At 70.5% G+C, this 20,175-nt stretch carries 21 protein-coding genes; all 21 read left to right on the plus strand.

All coding sequences use genetic code 11. The features are described from left to right. Positions 1-196: 196 nt before the first annotated feature. Positions 197-649: a DUF1772 domain-containing protein gene (locus ACQEV2_RS26245; RefSeq protein WP_433046228.1), complete on the plus strand. Its 453-nt coding sequence runs from the start codon at positions 197-199 to the stop codon at positions 647-649. Beyond that, positions 646-1,203: a hypothetical protein gene (locus ACQEV2_RS26250; RefSeq protein WP_433046231.1), complete on the plus strand. Its 558-nt coding sequence runs from the start codon at positions 646-648 to the stop codon at positions 1,201-1,203. Before ACQEV2_RS26245 ends, ACQEV2_RS26250 begins: the two co-directional genes overlap by 4 nt. Further along, a complete protein-coding gene (gene asnB, locus ACQEV2_RS26255; protein ID WP_433046234.1) occupies positions 1,200-3,077 on the plus strand; it encodes an asparagine synthase (glutamine-hydrolyzing) in 1,878 nt (625 codons plus the stop codon). The genes ACQEV2_RS26250 and asnB overlap by 4 nt, the downstream gene beginning before the upstream one ends. 91 nt (positions 3,078-3,168) lie before the next feature. After that, positions 3,169-3,540, plus strand: coding sequence for a TcmI family type II polyketide cyclase (locus ACQEV2_RS26260; protein WP_232655845.1), 372 nt, complete (start codon positions 3,169-3,171; stop codon positions 3,538-3,540). Beyond that, positions 3,537-3,968 (plus strand): cupin domain-containing protein, encoded by a 432-nt coding sequence (locus tag ACQEV2_RS26265; protein ID WP_433046238.1) that lies wholly within the window; start codon positions 3,537-3,539, stop codon positions 3,966-3,968. Before ACQEV2_RS26260 ends, ACQEV2_RS26265 begins: the two co-directional genes overlap by 4 nt. Beyond that, entirely contained in the window at positions 3,965-5,248 is a 1,284-nt protein-coding gene (locus ACQEV2_RS26270) for a beta-ketoacyl-[acyl-carrier-protein] synthase family protein (protein WP_433046241.1), read from the plus strand. Before ACQEV2_RS26265 ends, ACQEV2_RS26270 begins: the two co-directional genes overlap by 4 nt. After that, on the plus strand, positions 5,245-6,507 hold the full coding sequence (locus ACQEV2_RS26275) for a ketosynthase chain-length factor (RefSeq protein ID WP_433046244.1): 1,263 nt from the start codon (positions 5,245-5,247) through the stop codon (positions 6,505-6,507). The genes ACQEV2_RS26270 and ACQEV2_RS26275 overlap by 4 nt, the downstream gene beginning before the upstream one ends. Positions 6,508-6,576: 69 nt before the next feature. Further along, positions 6,577-7,041, plus strand: a complete 465-nt coding sequence (locus tag ACQEV2_RS26280) for an SRPBCC family protein (RefSeq protein WP_433046247.1) — start codon at positions 6,577-6,579, stop codon at positions 7,039-7,041. Positions 7,042-7,072: 31 nt separating this feature from the next. Then, a complete protein-coding gene (locus ACQEV2_RS26285; RefSeq protein ID WP_433046250.1) occupies positions 7,073-7,822 on the plus strand; it encodes an SDR family NAD(P)-dependent oxidoreductase in 750 nt (249 codons plus the stop codon). Between the two features lies 1 nt (position 7,823). Then, a complete protein-coding gene (locus tag ACQEV2_RS26290; RefSeq protein WP_433046253.1) occupies positions 7,824-8,147 on the plus strand; it encodes an antibiotic biosynthesis monooxygenase family protein in 324 nt (107 codons plus the stop codon). Further along, entirely contained in the window at positions 8,144-8,452 is a 309-nt protein-coding gene (locus tag ACQEV2_RS26295; RefSeq protein ID WP_433046256.1) for an antibiotic biosynthesis monooxygenase family protein, read from the plus strand. Before ACQEV2_RS26290 ends, ACQEV2_RS26295 begins: the two co-directional genes overlap by 4 nt. Before the next feature lie 252 nt (positions 8,453-8,704). Continuing rightward, the gene (locus tag ACQEV2_RS26300) at positions 8,705-9,958 is read left to right on the plus strand and encodes a cytochrome P450 family protein (RefSeq protein WP_433046259.1); all 1,254 of its coding nucleotides are present in this window, start codon (positions 8,705-8,707) and stop codon (positions 9,956-9,958) included. Between the two features lie 58 nt (positions 9,959-10,016). After that, positions 10,017-10,829, plus strand: coding sequence for an SAM-dependent methyltransferase (locus ACQEV2_RS26305; protein ID WP_433046262.1), 813 nt, complete (start codon positions 10,017-10,019; stop codon positions 10,827-10,829). A gap of 54 nt (positions 10,830-10,883) precedes the next feature. Then, a complete protein-coding gene (locus ACQEV2_RS26310) occupies positions 10,884-11,660 on the plus strand; it encodes an SDR family NAD(P)-dependent oxidoreductase (RefSeq protein WP_433046265.1) in 777 nt (258 codons plus the stop codon). An 84-nt stretch (positions 11,661-11,744) separates the two neighbouring features. Next, a complete protein-coding gene (locus ACQEV2_RS26315) occupies positions 11,745-12,932 on the plus strand; it encodes a cytochrome P450 (RefSeq protein WP_433046268.1) in 1,188 nt (395 codons plus the stop codon). A gap of 29 nt (positions 12,933-12,961) precedes the next feature. Continuing rightward, a complete protein-coding gene (locus ACQEV2_RS26320) occupies positions 12,962-13,942 on the plus strand; it encodes a quinone oxidoreductase family protein (RefSeq protein WP_433046271.1) in 981 nt (326 codons plus the stop codon). Positions 13,943-14,258: 316 nt separating this feature from the next. Further along, positions 14,259-15,815, plus strand: coding sequence for an MDR family MFS transporter (locus tag ACQEV2_RS26325; RefSeq protein WP_433046274.1), 1,557 nt, complete (start codon positions 14,259-14,261; stop codon positions 15,813-15,815). A 119-nt stretch (positions 15,816-15,934) separates the two neighbouring features. Next, positions 15,935-16,783 (plus strand): SDR family oxidoreductase, encoded by an 849-nt coding sequence (locus ACQEV2_RS26330; protein WP_433046277.1) that lies wholly within the window; start codon positions 15,935-15,937, stop codon positions 16,781-16,783. Between the two features lie 172 nt (positions 16,784-16,955). Then, the gene (locus tag ACQEV2_RS26335) at positions 16,956-17,954 is read left to right on the plus strand and encodes an aldo/keto reductase (RefSeq protein WP_433046280.1); all 999 of its coding nucleotides are present in this window, start codon (positions 16,956-16,958) and stop codon (positions 17,952-17,954) included. 27 nt (positions 17,955-17,981) lie between these two features. Next, positions 17,982-18,758, plus strand: coding sequence for a class I SAM-dependent methyltransferase (locus ACQEV2_RS26340; RefSeq protein ID WP_433046283.1), 777 nt, complete (start codon positions 17,982-17,984; stop codon positions 18,756-18,758). A 25-nt stretch (positions 18,759-18,783) separates the two neighbouring features. Beyond that, a complete protein-coding gene (locus ACQEV2_RS26345) occupies positions 18,784-20,166 on the plus strand; it encodes an NDP-hexose 2,3-dehydratase family protein (protein ID WP_433046286.1) in 1,383 nt (460 codons plus the stop codon). The last annotated feature ends 9 nt before the right edge of the window (positions 20,167-20,175 follow it).

The raw sequence follows: 20,175 nt of genomic DNA on the forward strand, positions 1-20,175 counted from the left end.
CCCGATGCGGTTCCGGACTCCCGGCCAGCGAACAGGGCCCGGCTAGAGGGCCGCTCGGGCTGCGCACGCGCCCTGTGCCGCGGTTGCCCGGACCCGCCCGCCCGTCAAGACCGCTTCGAGCGGTACACGAGGCCTCGCTGGAACCGTCGCCCTTACCGCTGTTGACGATCCGTGTGGAACGGGAGGGCCTCGGGCCGTGGTGGAAACCCTGAGTGTGCTGGTGCTGCTGGGCACCGGGCTGGTGGCGGGAGTGCTGTTCGCCGTGGCGATCAGCGTCATGCCCGCCCTGATCGCGATGACCCCCGACCGCTATGTCGACACGCACAAGCTGCTCGGCAAGCGCTACGACCGGATCATGCCGTTCATCGTGTCCGGCTCCGTCGTCGTCGACGCGGCGTTCGCCGTGCGCGCCGACGAGGCCGCGCCGCGCGTGCTGTTCATCGCCGCGGCGCTCGCCATGACCGGAGTCGCCGTCGTCTCCCAGACCCGGAACGTCCCCATCAACAACCGGGTCAAGAAGACCCGGCCGGAGGACATCGGCCCCGGCTGGGACGACCCGCGGACCCAGTGGCGCGACTGGCACCTGCTGCGCACCTGCTTCGCCGTCGCCGGCTGCGCCCTGACCGCGGCCGCGGTGGTGCTGTCATGACCGCGATCGAGCAGAGCACGACGGCAGGCGCGCGCATCACCCGGACGCTGCCCGGCGACGAGGACCGCGCCGCCGCCAACGCCCGTATGACCGCGCTCCTCTCCCGGCCCGACCCCGGACCGGTCGCGGCCCACCTCGCGCTGCTGCACTTCACGGGCCGCCGCACCGGACGCGCGTACACCGTGCCCGCGGGCGTCCACCGCCTCGACGGCGCCCTGTACGTCGCCACCGGCAGCTCCTGGCGCCACAACTTCCGGGCAGCGGCCGACGGTGAGCTGACCTGGAACGGCAGGCGCACCGCGGCCCGCTTCGAGCTGGTCACCGACCCCGAGACGACCGCCCGCGGATACCTGGAGCTGTACGAGCGCTACGGCGCCGAAGCCGCCCAGCGCCGCCTCGGCATCACCGTGGCCGACGGGCCAGCGCCCGGCCTGGACGACTTCCGTGCCGCCGTCAGCGGCATCCCGCTCGCCCTCGTCGCCGTCACGCTCGCCACCGCCACCGACACCGGCGACACCACCGAACTCGCCGTGAACGAGAGGACCTCCCGATGAGCGCAATCGCCGGCTGGGTCGACTTCGAGCGGGACCTCGCCCCGCAGACCGACGTCGTCGAGGCCATGGCGGCCACCCTCGCCCACCGCGGCCCGGACGGCCAGGGCACCTGGGCCGAGGGCCACGCCGCTCTCGCCCACCGGCGCCTGGCACTTCTCGACCCGACGGAGTCGGGGAAGCAGCCTGTCGCCCACACCACCGAAGGCGGCACCACCGTCGCGGTCCTCACCCTCGACGGGGCCATCACCAACCACACCGAGCTGCGCACCGAACTGGCCGCCAAGGGCCACCGGTTCACCGGCGGCGGCGACGGCGAGACCGCCCTGCACGCCTACCTGGAGTGGGGCGCCGACTTCCTCGGCCACCTGGAGGGCCTCTTCGCGATCGCCCTGTGGGACGTCCGCAGCCAGGAGCTCCTGCTGGCCCGCGACCGGCTCGGCGTCAAGCCGCTCAGCTACTACCCGACGCCCACCGGCGTCATCTTCGGCTCCGAGGCCAAGGCGATCCTCGCCCACCCCGATGTGGAACCGGTCGTGGACGCCGACGGCCTGCGCGAGCTGTTCGCGCACAGCCGCAAGCCCGGCACGGCCGTCTACCGCGGCATGCGCGAGGTCGTCCCCGGCCACGTCCTCGTCGTGCGCCGCCCGGGCAGCCACGACAGGCGCTACTGGTCGCTGCCCGCGTGGCAGCACACCGACAGCCTCCAGGACACCGTCACCACCGTCCGCGGCCTGCTCGCCGACGCGGTCGCCTCGCACCTGCACGCCGATGTCCCGGTGGGCGCGATGCTCTCCGGCGGCATCGACTCCAGCGCGCTGACGGCCCTCGCCCACCGGACGCTCACCGCCGCCGGCTCCGGCCCGCTGCGCAGCTTCTCCGTGAACTTCACCGGCTACACCGAGAACTTCGAGCCGCATCCCACGATGCGCTCCACACCGGACGCGCCCTTCGCCGCGCTCGCCTCGCAGCACATCGGTTCGCGGCACACCGAGATCCTCCTCGACACGGCCGCACTCACGGACCCCGAGGTGCACGCCGCCTCCCTGCGCGTGCAGGACGCCCCTTCCCCGCTCGGCGACATGGACGTCTCCCTCATCCAGTTCTTCGCCCGGCTGCGCGCGGAGGGCTTCGCCGCCGTGCTCTCCGGCGAGACCGCCGACGAGGTCTTCAACGGCTACTTCTGGGCCTACGACCCCCAGCACAGCAACTCGCAGACGTTCCCGTGGGTCTCCTTCGAGCGCGGCCACGACGCCGCCGCGGGCGGCCTGGGCACCTCCATGGTCGACCGCCGGCTGCGCAAGGAACTCGACTTCATCGGCTACGCCGACCAGCACTACCGCGACGCCCTCACCGAGGTCCCGCACATCGACGGCAACACCCCCGCCGAGCGCCGGGCCCGCGAGGTCACCTACCTCGCCCTCACCCGCTGGGCACCCACCCACCTCGACCGCGCCGACCGCATGAGCATGGCCCACGGCGTGCAGCTGCGACCGCCGTTCTGCGACCGGGCGCTGGTCGAGTACGTCTACAACGTGCCGGCCGCCATGAAGCGCGTGGACGGCGTCGAGAAGAGCCTGCTGCGCTCCGCGGTGGCCGACCTGCTGCCCGAGGCCGTACTGCAGCGCAAGAAGAGCGCGTACCCCACCACCCAGGAGGCGGCCTACGGGGACTTCGTGCGGCGCCGGTTCACCGAGCTGGCCACCGACCGCGGCGCCGCCGTCGCGCCCCTGCTCGACACCTCGGCGACCACCGACGCACTGACCGCCGGCAGCTCCCCGCAGGGCGCCTTCGCCTGGGTCGAGCGGGCCAGCATGGAAATGGTGCTGCAGCTCGAGACCTGGCTCACCGAGTACCGGATCGACCTGCGGCTGTGACCGCCCGGGCCGCCGGTCCAGACCGCTTCAAGACAGCTTCGAGAGCCTCCCGCGAGGGTGGAGTCACGACCGAAGAAGCCAGGAGGGCAACGTGCACCGCACACTGATCGTGGCGCGGATGAATCTCGCCGACGCCGAGGGCGTCGCCAAGGTCTTCGCGGACTCGGACAGCACCGACCTGCCGCACATGGTGGGCGTCTCCAGGCGGACCCTGTTCGCCTTCCACGACCTGTACTTCCACCTCGTCGAGGCCGAGCAGGACATCGGCCCGAACCTGTACAAGGCGCGCAGCCACCCGCTGTACGACGACATCAACACCCGCCTGCAGGAGTTCATCTCCCCCTACGACCCCAACTGGCGTGAGCCGCGCGACGCGATGGCCGTGCCGTTCTACACCTGGACCCCGCAGGACGGTCCCGTCACCACCAAGCCGTCCGGCCCGACCCTGGGCGGTACGCGATGACCACGACGGCGAACCCCAGCAAGGTCAACCTCGAGGACGTCGCCGCCAACCGCAAACGCGGCGGCGACATCCGGATCACCCTCAGCCCCCGCACCGTCGGCTGCACCTCCGGCTTCGGCGGGACACTGAGACTGTCCCCGGGGGAGTACGTCACCGAGCACCTGCACCCGTACTCCGAGGAGTTCCTGCACGTCATCTCCGGTGATCTGGAGATCAGCCTCGACGGGGAGCCCGTACGCATCGGCCCGGGCGACTCCCTGCTCGTCCCGATCGGCGTCCGCCACCGCCTGGTCAACGCCGGCCAGGAACCGGCACAGGTGGTGTTCCACCTGTCCCCGCTGGCGCCGCGCCCGGAGCTCGGCCACGTCGACACCGAGACGCCGCTCGTCGAGGGCGGCGCCAACCCGGACGTCGGAGGGGCCCGATGAGCCGTCGTGCCGTCATCACCGGGGTCGGCGCCGTCGCCCCCGGCGGCATCGGCCGGGACGCCTACTGGGACCTGCTGTCCAACGGCCGCACGGCCACCCGGGAGATCACCCTGTTCGACGCGTCGGACTTCCGCTCCCGGGTCGCCGCCGAGTGCGACTTCGACCCGGTGGCCGCGGGCCTGAGCAACCAGGAAGTCCGCCGGATGGACCGCGCCGCCCAGTTCGCGGTCGTCGCCGCCCGTGAGGCCATCGAGGACAGCGGCATCGACCTCGGAGCCGCAGAACCGGGCCGGATCGGCGTCAGCATCGGCAGCGCCGTCGGCTGCACCACCGGTCTGGAGGACGAGTACGCGGTCCTGTCGGACGGCGGCAAGAACTGGCTCGTCGACCACACCTACGGTGTCCCGCACCTGTACGGCTACATGGTCCCCAGCACACTGGCGGCCGAAGTCGCCTGGCAGGCAGGGGCGGAGGGCCCCGTCGCACTGATCTCCACCGGCTGCACGTCCGGCCTGGACGCGGTCGCCCACGGCGTCCAGCTCATCGAGGAAGGCACTGCCGACATCGTCATCGCGGGCGCGACCGACGCTCCGCTGTCGCCGATCACCTCCGCCTGCTTCGACGCCATCAAGGCGACGACGCCCAACACCGGCGGCGACCCCGCCGCGGCTTCCCGGCCCTTCGACGGCCGCCGCGACGGGTTCGTCCTCGGCGAGGGCGCCGCGGTCATGGTGATCGAGGACGCCGAGTCGGCGCGTCGCCGGGGTGCCACCGGCTACGCCGAGGTGGTGGGCTTCGCCGGCCGCTCCAACGCGTTCCACATGACCGGGCTCAAGCCAGAGGGCCGCGAGATGGCCGAGGCCATCCGCGTCGCCCTGGACCGCGCGCACCTCGACCCGGAGGACATCGACTACATCAACGCGCACGGCTCGGGCACCAAGCAGAACGACCGGCACGAGACGGCCGCGTTCAAGCGGAGCCTCGGGCAACGCGCGTACGAGGTTCCGGTCAGCTCCATCAAGTCGATGATCGGGCACTCGCTGGGTGCGATCGGCTCGCTGGAGGTGGCCGCGTGCGCCTTGGCGCTGCGTCACCAGGTGGTGCCCCCGACGGCGAACCTGTCGGTCCCGGACCCCAAGTGCGACCTCGACTACGTGCCGGTGACCGCCCGGGAGCACCGGATGGACCACGTGCTCAGCGTCGGCAGCGGATTCGGCGGCTTCCAGAGCGCCATGATTCTCGGCCGTCCCGGCGCCGGGACCGGAAGGGCGGCGGCATGAGCGCGCTCGGCATACCCGAAGGGCCACGGCGTCCCGCGGTCGTCACCGGCCTCGGCGTGGTCGCCCCCACCGGCATCGGAGTCCGCCGGCACTGGGAGTCCGTGCTGGCCGGCAAGAGCGGCCTGGGCCGCATCACGCGCTTCGACCCGTCCTCGTACCCGGTGAAGGTGGCGGGGGAGGTGCCGGGCTTCGACGCCCGCGACCACGTTCCCAGCCGCCTCATCATGCAGACCGACCGCTACACGCATGTCGCTCTCGCAGCCGCGGAGGCCGCGCTCGCCGACGCCGGCGCCGACCCTGCGCAGCTGCCCGAGTACGAGATGGCCGTGGTCACCGCGAGCTCGTCGGGCGGCACCGAGTTCGGCCAGCACGAGATGGAGAACCTGTACCAGCGGGGACCGGCCTGGGTCGGCGCCTACCAGTCGATCGCCTGGTTCTACGCGGCCACCACCGGCCAGGTGTCCATCCGCCACGGCATGCGCGGCCCCTGCGGTGTCATCTGCGCCGAGCAGGCCGGCGGCCTGGACGCGCTGGGCCAGTCCCGGCGGCTGCTGGACACCGGCTCCCGGCTGGTGCTGTCCGGCGGTACGGACGCCTCGCTGTGCCCCTACGGTCTGAGCGCCCAGCTGTCCACCGGCGCGTTGTCCACCGAGGACGACCCGACCCGCGCCTACCTGCCCTTCGACGACGCCGCCCGCGGCTACGTACCCGGCGAAGGCGGCGCCATCCTGGTCGTGGAGACGGAGGAGGGCGCCCGCGAGCGAGGCGCCTCGCACTACGGCCGGATCCTCGGCTACGCCGCCGGGTTCGACCCGCCCGCCGGCTCCGGACGCCCGCCCGTGCTCGCCGCGGTGATCCGGCGCGCCCTCGCGGACGCCGGGACCACCGCCGACGCCGTGGACGTCGTCTTCGCCGACGCTGTCGGCGTCGCGGACCTCGACCGCGCCGAAGCCGCCGCGATCAACGAGGTGTTCGGCGCCGGCCGGGTGCCGGTGACCGCACCCAAGACGCTCACCGGCCGGCTCTACGCGGGCGGTGCCGCGCTGGACGTGGCGACCGCCCTGCTCAGCCTGAGCGCCGGCGTGATCCCGCACACCGCCGGCTCCGGCCGCCCCGCCGCGGAGCTGGGCATCGACCTGGTCGTCGACCGCCCCCGGCACACCGCGCCTCGGACCGCCGTCGTACTGGCCCGCGGGCACGGCGGCTTCGCCTCCGCGCTGGTCGTGGGGGCCGGGAACCGCACCGAGCACGCCAAGTGAGCCCCGCACAAGCGAAAGGCAGCAAGTCATGAGCGAATTCAACCGTCGTACGAGCGGAGTCCGTCTCTGATGGCCGGCCACACCGAGAACTCCGTCGTCATCGACGCCCCCATGGACCTGGTCTGGGAGCGCACCAACGACGTGGCGTCCTGGACCGAGTTGTTCAGCGAGTACGCCCTCGCCGAGATCCTGGAGCAGGACGGCCCCACCGTCACCTTCCGGCTCGCACTGCACCCCGACGAGAACGGCAAGGTGTGGAGCTGGGTCTCCCGGCGCACCACCGACGAGGCGACCCGCACCGTCCGCGCCCACCGCGTGGAGACCGGCCCGTTCGAGTACATGAACATCCGCTGGGAGTACACCCAGACGGACGCCGGCGTCCGGATGCAGTGGACCCAGGACTTCCACATGAAGGACGGCGCCCCGCTCGACGACGCGGGCATGACGGACCGGATCAACCGCAACACCGTGGTCCAGATGAACCTGATCAAGGAAAGGCTCGAGGCCGCCGCACGCGCCGCCCATGCGAGCTGAATCCGCTGACGCACCACAGGAGGGGAACACCGTGGAACTCGTATTGCGCGGCAAGAAGCTGCTCGTCACCGGAGGCACCCGGGGCATCGGACGTGGCATCGTCCTGGCCGCCGCCCGCGCGGGTGCCGATGTGCTCACCTGCTACCGCCAGGAGAGCGAATACGTCGAGAGCCTGCGCCGAGAGCTCAAGGAGACGGGCGGCGACCACCACGTCGTGCGTGCCGACGTCGGCGAGATCGCCGAGGTGGACGGGCTCGTCGAGGAGGCCCAGAACCGCTACGGGCGGCTCGACGGCATCGTCAACAACGCCGGCACGATCACCCACATACCGTTCGCCGAGCTGCCGGCCGAAGAGTGGTCGCGTGTCCTCGACACCAACCTGACCGCCTCGTACCGGGTCATCCAGCAGGCCCTGCCGCTGCTCGGCGCCGGTGGCTCGATCGTCAACATCGGCTCGCGTGGCGCCGCTGCCGGTATCCCGCTGCGCGCCCACTACACGGCCGCGAAGGCCGCGATGATCGGCCTGACCCGCTCGCTGGCCAAGGAACTCGGCGGCAAGGGCATCCGCGTCAACGTGGTCGCGCCCGGCGTCATCGAGACGGAGGCCTTCGGGGCCATGCCGGCGGAGCGCGCCGAGGGGCTGCGCGCCACCTACTCCCAGAAGACGGCACTCGCCCGCCTGGGCACTGTCGAGGAACTGGCCGCACCGGTCCTCTTCCTGCTCAGCGATCTTTCCGCGTACGTCACCGGCGAGACCCTCAACGTCGACGGAGGCATCTGACGTGACCGACGCGACGTTCCGGGTCATGCTCCGTATGCAGATCAAGCCCGGTATGGAAGCCGAGTTCGAGCGCGTGTGGAAGGAGGTGGGCAGTTCGGTGACCGGCCACCCCGCCAATCGTGGCCAGTGGCTGTCCAAGAGCACGACGGACAACGAGGACGGCATCTACTACATCGTCAGCGACTGGGTGGACGAGCCGCGTTTCCGCGAGTTCGAGTCCAGTGACACCCACCTCCAGCACCGCACCAAGCTGCACCCGTACCGCAGCGGCGGCTCCATGACGACGATGAACATCGTCGCGAACCTCTCCGGGGCGGCCGCATGACGGCCACCCCCGCCGTGGAGGTCGTGCTCTACCACCTCTCCGACCGGGGCGAGGACGTCCTGGCGGCCTATCACGAGGCCAGCCGTCGCATGGCCGGCACCCCGGGTCTGCTGGGCAACCAGCTCATGAACGAGCTGGGCCGCCCGGACAGCTATGTCGTGGTGAGCCACTGGGACAGCTGGAAGTCCTTCGAGACGTGGGAGCGCGGCGCGGAGCACAAGGACCAGACGGCGCCCCTGCGTGAATTCCGCGACACCGAACGGGACCGCCCGTTCGAGATCTACCAGGTGCTCGCGAGTTACTGAATCTCGCCACAAGCAGCCCCCTGCCGGACCGCCGACGGTCCGGCACGCGGGCTCCCACCGTCGCCCCAAGGGATCCGGAAAGTGGAATTCCCATGCGAGGAAGCCGGAATTGGGAATCCGCTTGAAACAGGCTTGAAGAAGCCTGGACCGGGGTGGGAACTCCCTTTTTCTTGTGGCTGAATAACTTCCGAGGAATAAGTCAGAGCTCGCCAAGCGAACGAATAAATCTGCCGCCATACGAGGGAGCCCCACGTGGCCAGCGCAGCGACGACGAGCAATGTGCTCGAGCTGTTCGACTCCGATTTCATACGCGATCCGCACCCCACGCTCGCCCCGTTGCGAGAGCAGTCGCCCGCGCACCTCGTGGCCACTCCCAACGGCCTCAAGACGTGGCTGGTGACCCGCTACGAGGACGCCAAGGCGCTGCTGACCGACCCACGGGTGAGCAAGGACATGCGGGTCGGCTACGGCCTGGTCCCGCAGAACTTCGTGGACCCCGAGAAGCAGGCGCACTTCCAGGCACAGCGGGGAACGCGCAAGCAGTTCGCGACCGAGCTGAGCACCACCATGCTGGACAGCGACCCGCCGGACCACACGCGCCTGCGCAAGCTCGTCGCCAAGGCGTTCACCATGCGTCAGGTCGAGGCGCTGCGCCCCCGGATCACCGAACTGGTCACCGAACTCCTGGACGCCATCGAGGGCCAGGACGAGGTGGACCTGATGAACGCCCTCAGCTTCCCGGTCCCCTTCACGGTGATCTGCTGGCTGCTCGGCGTGCCGCCGGAGGACCGCGACCGGTTCCGCCGCTGGTCCAACCTGCTCACCTCCGGCCAGGGCACCGAGGAAGCCCTCGACGCCAGCCAGGACATGGTCGCCTACCTGCGCGCCCTCATCGCCGACAAGCGCGCGAACCCGGCCGACGACATGCTGACCGCGCTGATCGAGGCGACCGACGAGGGCGAGAAGCTCGACGAGGTCGAACTGATCTCGATGGCGTTCCTCCTCCTCGTCGCCGGCCACGAGACCACGGTCAACCTGCTCAACACCGGCACCCTCGCGCTGCTCACCAATCCCGACCAGCGTGCCCTGCTGGAGGCCGACCCCGGCCTCTGGGACAGCGCGATCGACGAGTTCCTGCGCATCGACGCGCCGCTGGCCAACGCAACCTGGCGCTTCACCCTGGAGCCCATCCAGCTGGGCGACGTACTGATCCCCAAGGGCGAGTTCATCACCATCTCGCTGAGCGCCGCCGGCCGCGACCCGAAGCGCTACGCCGACCCGGACCGCGTCGACATCACGCGCAAGAACTCCGGGCACCTGGCGTTCGGTCACGGCATCCACCACTGCATCGGCGCGCCCCTGGCCCGGCTCGAAGGCCGCATCGTGCTCGGCGAGCTGTTCCGCCGCTTCCCCGGGCTGAGCCTTGCGCAGCCCGAGGGCGAGCTGCCCTGGCGGCCGAGCTTCAACCTGCGCGGGCTCGCCTCCCTGCCGGTCCGTCTGCGCTGACCGCGCAGCTTCGAGCCGGTCCCCATCCCGTAAGCCAGCCGCAACAGAGGAGACAACCGTGAACCGTCCGTCCTGGGCACCGCCCGAGGTCGACATCGACAAGCCGAGCATCGCCCGCGTCTACGACTACTGGGTCGGCGGCACGCACAACTTCCCGGCCGACGTCGCCGTCGCCAAGTCCATCGCGGACAAGAACCCCCTGCTGCCACGCACCCTGCGCTCCAACCGGGCCTTCCTGCGCCGCGCCGTCAAGGAACTGACCGCGCTGGGCATCGACCAGTTCCTCGACATCGGCTCCGGCATCCCGACCGAGGGCAACGTGCACGAGGTCGCCCTCGAGAACAACCCCGACAGCCGTGTGCTGTACGTGGACATCGACCCGGTCGCCGTGGCACACGGCAAGGCCATCCTCGCGGGCAACGACCAGGCCGCGTCGCTCCTGGGCGACCTGCGCAAGCCCGGCGACATCTTCGCGTCGAAGGAGATCGAGCTGATCGACTTCTCGCGCCCCGTCGCCCTGATCTTCGCCGCCGTCCTCCACTTCGTCAGCGACGCCGACGACCCGAAGGCCATGCTGCGCGAGTTCACCGCGAAGCTCGCCCCCGGCAGCTACGTCGTCATCTCGCACGCCGGCATGGACAAGAAGCCGGCACCGGAGGAGGTTCCCGCCTCCGCCCAGGAGACCTACGTGCGCAATGTCAGCGAGGTCTACTGGCGCGACACCGCCGAGGTCACGGACCTGTTCGAGGGCCTCGAGCTGCTCGAGCCCGGCGTGGTCCCGGTTCCGCTGTGGCACATCGGCCCGGAGGGCGACCCCGAGGGCTTCGGCGCCGAGGCCCACGCCCTGGCCGGCGTGGCGAAGAAGGTCTGAGCCGCCGGCCTCCGCAGCGAACCAACCCACGATCTGGCTGAATTGGAGTGAGTGATGGAGACCGATCTCCGTAACAAGGTCGTGCTGGTGACCGGGGCCTCCTCGGGCATCGGCCGGGCGACCGCCGTCGCCTATGCCAAGGACGGCGCGCGCGTCGCGATCACGTACAACAGCAACAAGGAAGGCGCGCAGGAGACCGCCCGGCTCGCCCGCGAGGCCGGCGCCGCCGACACCCTGACGGTGCGTTACGACCTCACCGACGAGGCCGTCATCCGGGACGCGGTCAAGACCGTCGCCGACACCTGGGGCGGCATCGACGTCCTGGTCAGCAACGCCGTCGTGTGGTCCGAGGGCATCCCTCGCCCCGGCCGGGTGATGCCCGCCTTCGAGGACGCCGACCCGAAGCTGTGGCAGGAGGTCCTGCGCACCAGCGTCGACGCGACCTTCCACACGATCGCCGCGGCGCTGCCGTTCATGCGCGGCCGCGAGTGGGGCCGCATCGTCATGGTCTCCTCGGGCCTCGCCGACTACGGCATGGTCGGAGGCGCCGCCTACGGCGCGGCCAAGGCCGGCCTGCTGGGCATCGCCCGGAGCCTGACCTGGGAGCTGGCCCCCGAGAACATCCTGGTCAACGTGGTCGCCCCGGGCCAGACCCTGACCGAGAACGTGCGCCGGATCGCCCCGGCCGCCGCGCTGGAGGCCAAGGCGAAGACCCTCCCGTCGGGCCACCTGTCGGTGCCCGAGGACGTCGCGAACACGATCGTGTTCCTCGGTTCGCGCGCCAACGGCAACGTCAACGGCCAGACCATCCGGGTCACCGGCGGAGCCTGACACCCGCCAGGCCCGCCGGTGGCCGTCGTGCGCGCTCGACTCTCCCGGCCGGCGACCTCGACCATGAGAAATGAAGAGACCCCGATGACCGAAGAAGCACCGAAGTTCACCTTTCCCTTCAGCCGGGACTACCCGACCCGCTGCCCGGTCGACTTCGCCGCGCTGCGCGAGCAGCGGGTGGCCCAGCTGACGATGCCCAGCGGTTCGCCCGGCTACATGGTCGGCCGCTACGAAGACGTCCGCCGGGTCCTGCTCGACCCCCGGTGCAGCGCGGACCTGCACCGGCCCGATGTGCCGCTGATGACCAACTGGCCGCCGCTGGAGAGCCTCAACTTCACCGACCCGCCGCAGCACACCCGGCTGCGGCGGCTCGTTGCGAAGGCGTTCACGCCCGAACTGGTGGAGAGTTTCCGTCCGCGCATCCACCGGCTCACCCACGAGCTCCTCGACGAGATGGAGCGAGGCGGCAACTCGGCCGACATCGTCGAGGCGTACGCGCATCCGCTGCCGATCAACATGATCTGCGACCTGCTGGGCGTGCCGCGCGGTGACCGCTCGCAGTTCCGCAAGTGGTCGGAGGCCTTCCTCGTCCTCGAGAACAACCCGGCCGAGGAGATCCAGGCCGCGGCCAAGGAACTGCGCGAGTACCTCGGCTCGCTCGTCGCCGACAAGCGGCGCGCCCCGGGGGACGACGTGCTCAGCGCGCTCGTCGCGGCCCGCGACGACGAGGACCAGCTCACCGAGGGCGAGCTGGTCTCCACGGCCACCCAGCTGCTCATGGCCGGCCACGAGACGACGTTCCTTCAGATCGGGCTGTGCGTCGCGACGCTGCTGCTGCACCCGGAGCAGCTGGCCGACCTGCGGGAGCACCCGGAGCTCATGCCCAACGCGGTCGAGGAGCTCATGCGCTACCAGGGCCCCGGCGACGGCGCCGCCTACCGGATCCTGCTGGAGGACATGACCTTCGGGGACGTCACCATCCCCGCGGGCAGCGGAGTTCTCGCCGCGATCAGCGCCGCCAACCGGGACGAGGAACGCTTCCCCGAGGCGGACCGGCTCGACATCCGCCGCGAGGACACGCGCCACCTCACGCTCGGCCACGGCATCCACCACTGCCTGGGCGCCCCGCTGGTGCGCATGGAGATGCAGATCGCCCTGACCAACCTGTTCGACCGGTTCCCGACGCTGACGCTCGCGTGCACCGAGGACGAACTCGAATGGATGCCCGGGCGGCTGCTCAGCGGCTTCCGCACTGTCCCGGTCACCTGGTGACCGCCCGCCCAGACTCCCCTGGAGGAACCATGCGCGTCGTCCGTTACTACGAGCACGGCGACCCGAGCGTCCTGCGCGTCGAGGACGCCCCCAAGCCGGAGGCCAAAGCCGGTGAGGTACTGATCCGCGCCGAGGCGATCGGCGTCAACTACGCCGACGTCCAGAAGCGCCAGGGCCTGCCCATCGGCGGCCCCGCCACCCTGCCCGCCGCGCCCGCCGGCGATGTCGCCGGTGTCGTCGAGGCGGTCGGCGCGGGCGTGACCGACGTGGCGGTGGGAGACCGCGTCGTCGCCCCGGTCCGCTACGGCGCCTACGCCGAGTACGCGACGGCGTACGCGGCCACGGTCTTCCGGATCCCGGCGACCATCGACGCCGCTCAGGCCACCGCGCTGCCCAGTCCCGGTGAGACCGCGTACCACGTGCTCACCACGGTCGGTCAGTTGAAGCCCGGCGAGACCGTCCTGATCAACGCGGCTTCCGGCGGCATCGGCCACCTCCTCGTCCAGCTCGCCCGTGCCAAGGGTGCCGGCCGCATCATCGGCACCGTCGGATCCCCGGCCAAGCTCGACTTCATCCGCTCCGTCGGCGCGGACGTCGCGATCTGCTACGGGCACGAGGACTGGGTGGACGAGGTCCGCGCGGCCACCGGCGACAAGGGCGCCGACCTGGTGCTCGAGACGGTCGGCAACGAGGTCCTCGCGCACAGCATTCAGCTGGCCGCCCGCTTCGGCCGCATCGTCTGCTACGGCGGCGCTTCGGGCGAGCGCCCGCCGGCCATCTCGCCCTGGGACTTCATCGACATGAAGTCGCTGCACGGCTTCAACCTGTACGCCCTGTTCCAGGACCGGCCCGAGGTCATCGCCGCGGGCCGCAAGGAGCTCCTGGAGTACGTGGAGTCCGGCCAGGTCAAGCCCGCCGTGTACAGCCGGATCCCACTGGAGGACGCGGCCAAGGCGCACGAGCTGATGGAGGCCCGGCAGCACACCGGCAAGGTCGTGCTGGTCCCCTGACCGCCCGGCGGTCGGCCGGTGGGCCGACCGCACAGCGGTTGCACCGCTCTCTGATCATCGGCTAAGGTACCGGGCATCTGTAATCGACACAGAGGATGTGGCCACCCAGCAACGAACAACGAAGAACCAGGATCAGCAGTCAACTGACGACTGATCAGTGGTTGAGAGGGCCGAAGAGGCCGGAGTCGGACTGGATCCGACCACCCTATCTCCGCTGCGACAACAGCAGCGTTCTTCAACGAGTTCGTTCTGCGTACTCCCACTCCGAGTGGCGCCCGCGTATCCCGGCACCGCTCCTCGATTACAAGGATTCCTCATGGCTTCCCCTGCAGCCGAGCCGGCTGTCAACGCCTCCGCAGCATCTGCTTCGCCGGCCCGCACCAACACGGTCGTGTTCACCCTCATGGTGGCGGTCTTCCTGTCCCTGCTGGACACGCAGATCGTCGCCACCGCACTGCCGCACGTGGTGAGCGACCTGGGCGGACTGGACCAGTTCGCCTGGGTCACCACCGGCTACCTCATCGGCGGCAGCGCCGCCGTACCCGTCTACGGCAAACTCGGTGACCTCTTCGGGCGCAAGCGCGTCTTCATGGCCTCCATCATCGTCTTCCTCGCCGGATCCGCCCTATGCGGCATTGCCCAGACGATGGGTCAGCTCATCACCTTCCGCGTCATCCAGGGCATCGGCAGCGGCGGGCTGTTCATCTGCGTCCTCGCCCTCATCGGCGAGATGTTCTCGCCGCGTGAAGGCGCCCGCTACTACGGCTGGTTCGCCATCACCTTCGGCGCCGCCTCGCTCATCGGCCCCACGCTCGGCGGCATCCTGACCGACCTCGCCAACTGGCGCTGGGTGTTCTTCGTGAACCTGCCCGTCGGCCTCGTCGTCCTCGTCATCGTCTCCGCACTGCTGCGCCTGCCCGCTCAGACCCGCCAGAAGGCGCACATCGACTACGCCGGCGTCGTCCTGCTCGTCGCCGCGATCGTCGCCCTCAACCTCCTCACCGGCTGGGCCGGCGTCAAGTACTCCTGGACCTCGCCCGTCATCCTCGGCCTGGCCGTCGGATCCGTCCTCGCCGTGGCGCTCTTCATCCTCGCCCAGCGTCGCGCCGTCGACCCGGTCATCCCGCTCCGGCTCTTCGCCGACCGGACCTTCACGATCGTCGTCATCCTCAGCTTCATCGCCGGGTTCATCGGCCTGGGTGTGCTCAACTACCTGGTCCTGTGGCTGCAGACCGTCCTCGGCCTCGACGTACAGCAGTCCGGCTACGCCCTCACCGCCCTGATGCTCGGTGTCGTCGTGACCTCCTGGCTCAGCACCAAGGTCATCGGGCACAGCGGGTCCTACCGCTGGTTCCCGGTGCTCAGCATGGCGGTGTTCGCTCTCGCGGGCCTGCTGTTCTCCACCGCCGGCCCCGACACCGGGGTCCCGCTCACGGTCCTGTACGTCATGCTCTTCGGCGTCGGCGCCGGCCTCAACTCGCAGGCCCTGAGCCTCGCCGCCCGCAACACCGCGAGCATGCGGGACATCGGTGCCGTGCAGGGCACCGCCAACCTCATGCGGCAGCTCGGCACCGGCCTCGGTGTCTCGCTCTTCGCCGCTCTGATGACCTCCCGGCTCGGCACCGGCCTCCACGAGCGGCTCAGCGGTGAAGCCGGCACCGACCTCAACAAGGACGGCTCGCTCTCGCCCGAGGTGCTCGGCCGCCTCTCCAGCTCCGTGCGCGCCGAAGTCGTCGACATCTACGCGGACTCGCTCCGTGCCACGTTCTACGCGGTGATCCCGATCGCGCTGATCGGCCTGGTGGCCGCGCTCTTCCTCAAGGACGTCAAGCTCGCCGGCGGTCACGGCCACGGCGGCGACGAGTCCGAGTAGTCCGGCGACGGCACCGCCGCCTCCCCCTCCGCCCTCGCGGCGAACCGACTCTCCCACTCCATGAGTGGCCCCTTCGCACGGACTTCCGCCGTGCAGCACATCCCAAGGAGACACACGCAATGATTCTCGTAACCGGTGCCACCGGCAACGTCGGCTCCGAACTCGTCGCCCAGCTCGCCGCCGACGGCGTGCCCGTGCGGGCGATGACCCGCAACCCCGGCAAGGCGAACTTCCCCGCCGGCGTCGAGGTTGTCGCCGGCGACTTCGACAAGCCCGAGACGCTGCCCGCCGCCCTGGCCGGCGTCGACCGCGTCTTCGTCTGCCCGCCCGGCTACGGGCCCGAGGGCCCGGTCCAGGAGCGCACCCTCGTCGCCGCCGCCCGCGAAGCCGGCGTCAAGCACCTGGTCAAGCTCTCCACGAGCGGCGTCGGCTACGGCGCCACCGACCCGCTGACCTCCGGCCACCGTGCCGGCGAGCAGGTCATCCAGGAGTCCGGCCTGGAGTGGACCATCCTGCGCCCCGGCACCTTCATGGTCTACCTCTACGGCTACGCCGACACCATCGGCAAGGAGCGGACCATGTACGTCACCGAGGGCGACCCCGTCTCCGCGATGATCCACCCGCGGGACATCGCCTCCGTTGCCGCCAAGGTCCTCACCACCTCCGGCCACGAGGGCCAGGCCTACACCCTCACCGGCGGCGAGGCCCTCAGCCCGCAGCGCCAGGGCGAGATCATCGGCGAAGCCCTCGGCAAGGAAGTCAGGGTCGTCGAGCGCACCCAGGCCGAGACCCAGGCCGAGTTCGACCGTCTCGGCTGGGGGGGTCCCCGACTCGAAGCCCTGCTCGAGCTCAAGCGCCAGTCCGCCGCATGGGACTGGAAGATCTCCGACTCCGTCGAGAAGATCACCGGCAAGGCCCCGCTGACCCTGCGCGACTGGGTCGACGAGAACATCCACATCTTCGGCTGAGCCGGACAGCACACCGTCTGGGGCCGGCGGGCCGGGAGACTCCCGGCCCGCCGGCCCCCACCGTTTCCACGCTCCGGCGGCGGACCAGCCGGACACCAGGGCCGTTCGAGACGACCTCTCCATGCTGGGACCCGAAGCGCAAGAGCCGCCGACGCAGTGGGGAGTACGACAGATGACGCGCAGCCCGCTCCACACCCGGCTCGGCCGGACAGGGCTGGAGATCAGCAAACTCGCCTTCGGCACCGTGAACTTCGGCGGCCGGCTCGACGAGTCCGGTGCCCACCGCCTGCTCGACCACGCGGTCGCCCAGGGAGTCACCTTCCTCGACACCGCCAACACCTACGGCTGGCGCGTCCACAAGGGCCACGCCGAGGAGGTCATCGGCAGCTGGCTGGCGGCCCGCCCGTCCCGGCGCGAGGAGATCGTGCTCGCGACCAAGGTCGGCGACCCCATGGGGGACGGCCCCTACCAGCAGGGCCTGTCGGTGCGGAACGTCATCTCCGCCTGCGAGGCCTCGCTGCGCAGGCTCGGCACCGACTGGATCGACCTCTACCAGATCCACCACGTGGACCGTGCCGTCGGCTGGGACGAGATCTGGCAGGCCATGGAGATCCTCGTGGCCCAGGGCAAGGTCCGCTACGTCGGCTCCTCCAACTTCGCCGGCTGGGACATCGCCTCCGCACAGGAGGCCGCCCGGCAACGGCACTTCCTCGGACTCGCCTCCGAGCAGTGCGTGTACAACCTCGTGACCCGGCACGCGGAGCTCGAAGTGATCCCGGCCGCACAGGCGTACGGCCTGGGCGTCCTGGTCTGGTCGCCCCTGCACGGCGGCCTGCTCAGCGGCGTCCTGCGCAAGCTGCGGGAGAACACCGCCGTGAAATCGGGTCAGGGCCGTGCGCTGGAGGCCCTGGAACACCACCGGGGCACCATCGAGGCGTACGAGAAGCTCTGCGCCAACCTCGGGCGGGATCCCGCCGAGGTCGGCATGGCCTGGGCCCTGTCCCGCCCCGGGGTGACCGGGCTCGTCATCGGCCCCCGTACCGCCGCCCACGTCGACGGCGCCCTCGCCGCCCTGCACGAGCCGCTGCCCCAGGACGTACTGGACCGGCTCGACGCGCTCTTCCCACCGGTCGGCCGTGGCGGACCGGCACCCGACGCCTGGCTCTCTTGACTCACCGAACGAAAGGACCGGCCCCTCATGGCCAAGGACGGATTCACCGACCCGCGGATCGTTCCCCACGAGTCGGACCAGGAGCGCGAAGCGCGTGAGCGGCTCACCAAGCTCTTCGAGGAAAGCCCGATCCCGCCCAAGTACCTGATCGACAACCTGCCGGTGTACCTGCGCCGCCACCAGCTGTCCGACCTGCTGTCCATGGACGCGCTGTACCGCATGCTGCCCGAGGTCCCGGGCGTCATCATGGAGTTCGGTGTCCTCCACGGCCGCCACCTGGCGACCCTGACGGCTCTGCGCAGCATCTACGAGCCGTACAACTCGCTGCGCCGCATCATCGGCTTCGACACCTTCACGGGCTTCCCCGACGACATCGAGGACGTCGACAAGGTCAGCACCAGCGCGGTCCCCGGCCGGTTCGCGGTGCCGGACGGCGAGGTCGAGCACCTGCGCGAGGTCCTCGCGGCCCACGAGCTGTCCGAGCCGTTCGGGCACACGCAGCGCTCCTTCGTCATCCAGGGCGACGTCCGCGAGACCGTCCCGCAGTACCTGGAGGAGAACCCGGAGACGGTCATCGCGATGGCCTACTTCGACCTCGACCTGTACCAGCCCACCAAGGAACTGCTCGAGGCGATCCGCCCGCACCTGACCAAGGGCAGCATCCTCGCCTTCGACGAGCTCGCCCACCCCAAGTGGCCGGGCGAGACCACGGCCCTGCGCGAGGTCTTCGGCCTCGACCACGCCCCGCTGCGCCAGCTGCCGGGCCGCGAGCCGCCGGTGATCTACATGAAGTGGGGCGAGTGACCGGACGACGGACGAGGACGAGCCGATGTCGACCACAGCAACGCTCAGCGCACGTGAAGATGTCGGGCTGCCGGCGCGGCTGGCCCGGTCCGCCGCCGCCGGCGCCGGATCGGGCATGTCCGTCGACGACTTCACGGGCTGGCTCGCCTACCGGGCGCTGGTGAACCGGTTCCGGGTGGAACGGATTCCGTTCGCCGACCTGGAGTCCTGGTCGTTCCACCCGGCGACCGGGAACCTGGTCCACGACACGGGCCGGTTCTTCAGCGTGGAGGGCCTGCACGTCACGGTGGGGGAGGGCCCCTTCCCCGAGTGGCAGCAGCCCATCATCAACCAGCCCGAGGTCGGCATTCTCGGCATCCTTGCCAAGGAGTTCGACGGTGTCCTGCACTTCCTGATGCAGGCGAAGATGGAGCCGGGCAACGCAAACCTGGTCCAGCTGTCACCGACCGTCCAGGCGACGCGCAGCAACTACACCAAGGTCCACAAGGGCGCCGACGTCAAGTACCTCGAGTACTTCACCGGGGCGGCCGGGGCGACCGTACTCGCCGACGTCCTGCAGTCCGAGCACGGAGCCTGGTTCTACCGCAAGTTCAACCGCAACGTGATCGTCGAGACCACGGAGGACGTCGTCCTGCACGACGACTTCTGCTGGCTGACGCTGGGTCAGATCGGCGAGCTGCTGCGCCGCGACGACGTGGTCAACATGGACTCGCGCACGGTGCTCGCCTGCCTCCCGGTGCCTTTCGAGGAGACCGGCGCCCTGCACACCGACGCGGAACTGCTGTCCTGGTACGCGGCGGAGCGCTCCCGCCACTCCGTGGATGTCCGCCGGATCCCGCTGCACGGCGTCTCGGGCTGGCGGCGCGGCCCCGAATCCATCGACCACGAACGCGACTGGTACTTCAGTGTGGTGGCCGTGCGGGCCCAGGCGTCCAACCGCGAGGTCGGCGCCTGGACGCAGCCCCTGTTCGAACCCCGCGGCCAGGGCGCCATCGCTTTCGTCACCCGGAAGATCGGCGGCGTCCCCCACCTGCTCGCGCACGCCCGGGTGGAGGCCGGCTTCATCGACTCCATCGAGCTGTCGCCCACCGTCCAGTACACGCCCCGGCACTACGCGCACCTCACCGGCGACGCCCGGCCCCCCTTCCTCGACCTGGTGCTCGGCGCCCGTCCCGACCGGATCCGCTACGAGGCCGTCCACTCGGAGGAAGGCGGCCGGTTCCTCAACGCACAGGCGCGCTACCTGATCGTCGAGGCCGACGAGACCGAGGCTCCCGACGAGCCGCCGCCGGGCTACCGCTGGCTCACCGCGGGGCAGCTGAACACGCTGCTGCGGTACGGCCGCTACGTGAACGTGCAGGCCCGCACGCTCATGGCCTTGCTCACCTCACACGCCGTCGAGCTGTGACGACCCAGG

It is taken from the genome of Streptomyces sp. CA-251387 (genome assembly GCF_050936625.1).
GTDB lineage: Bacteria > Actinomycetota > Actinomycetes > Streptomycetales > Streptomycetaceae > Streptomyces.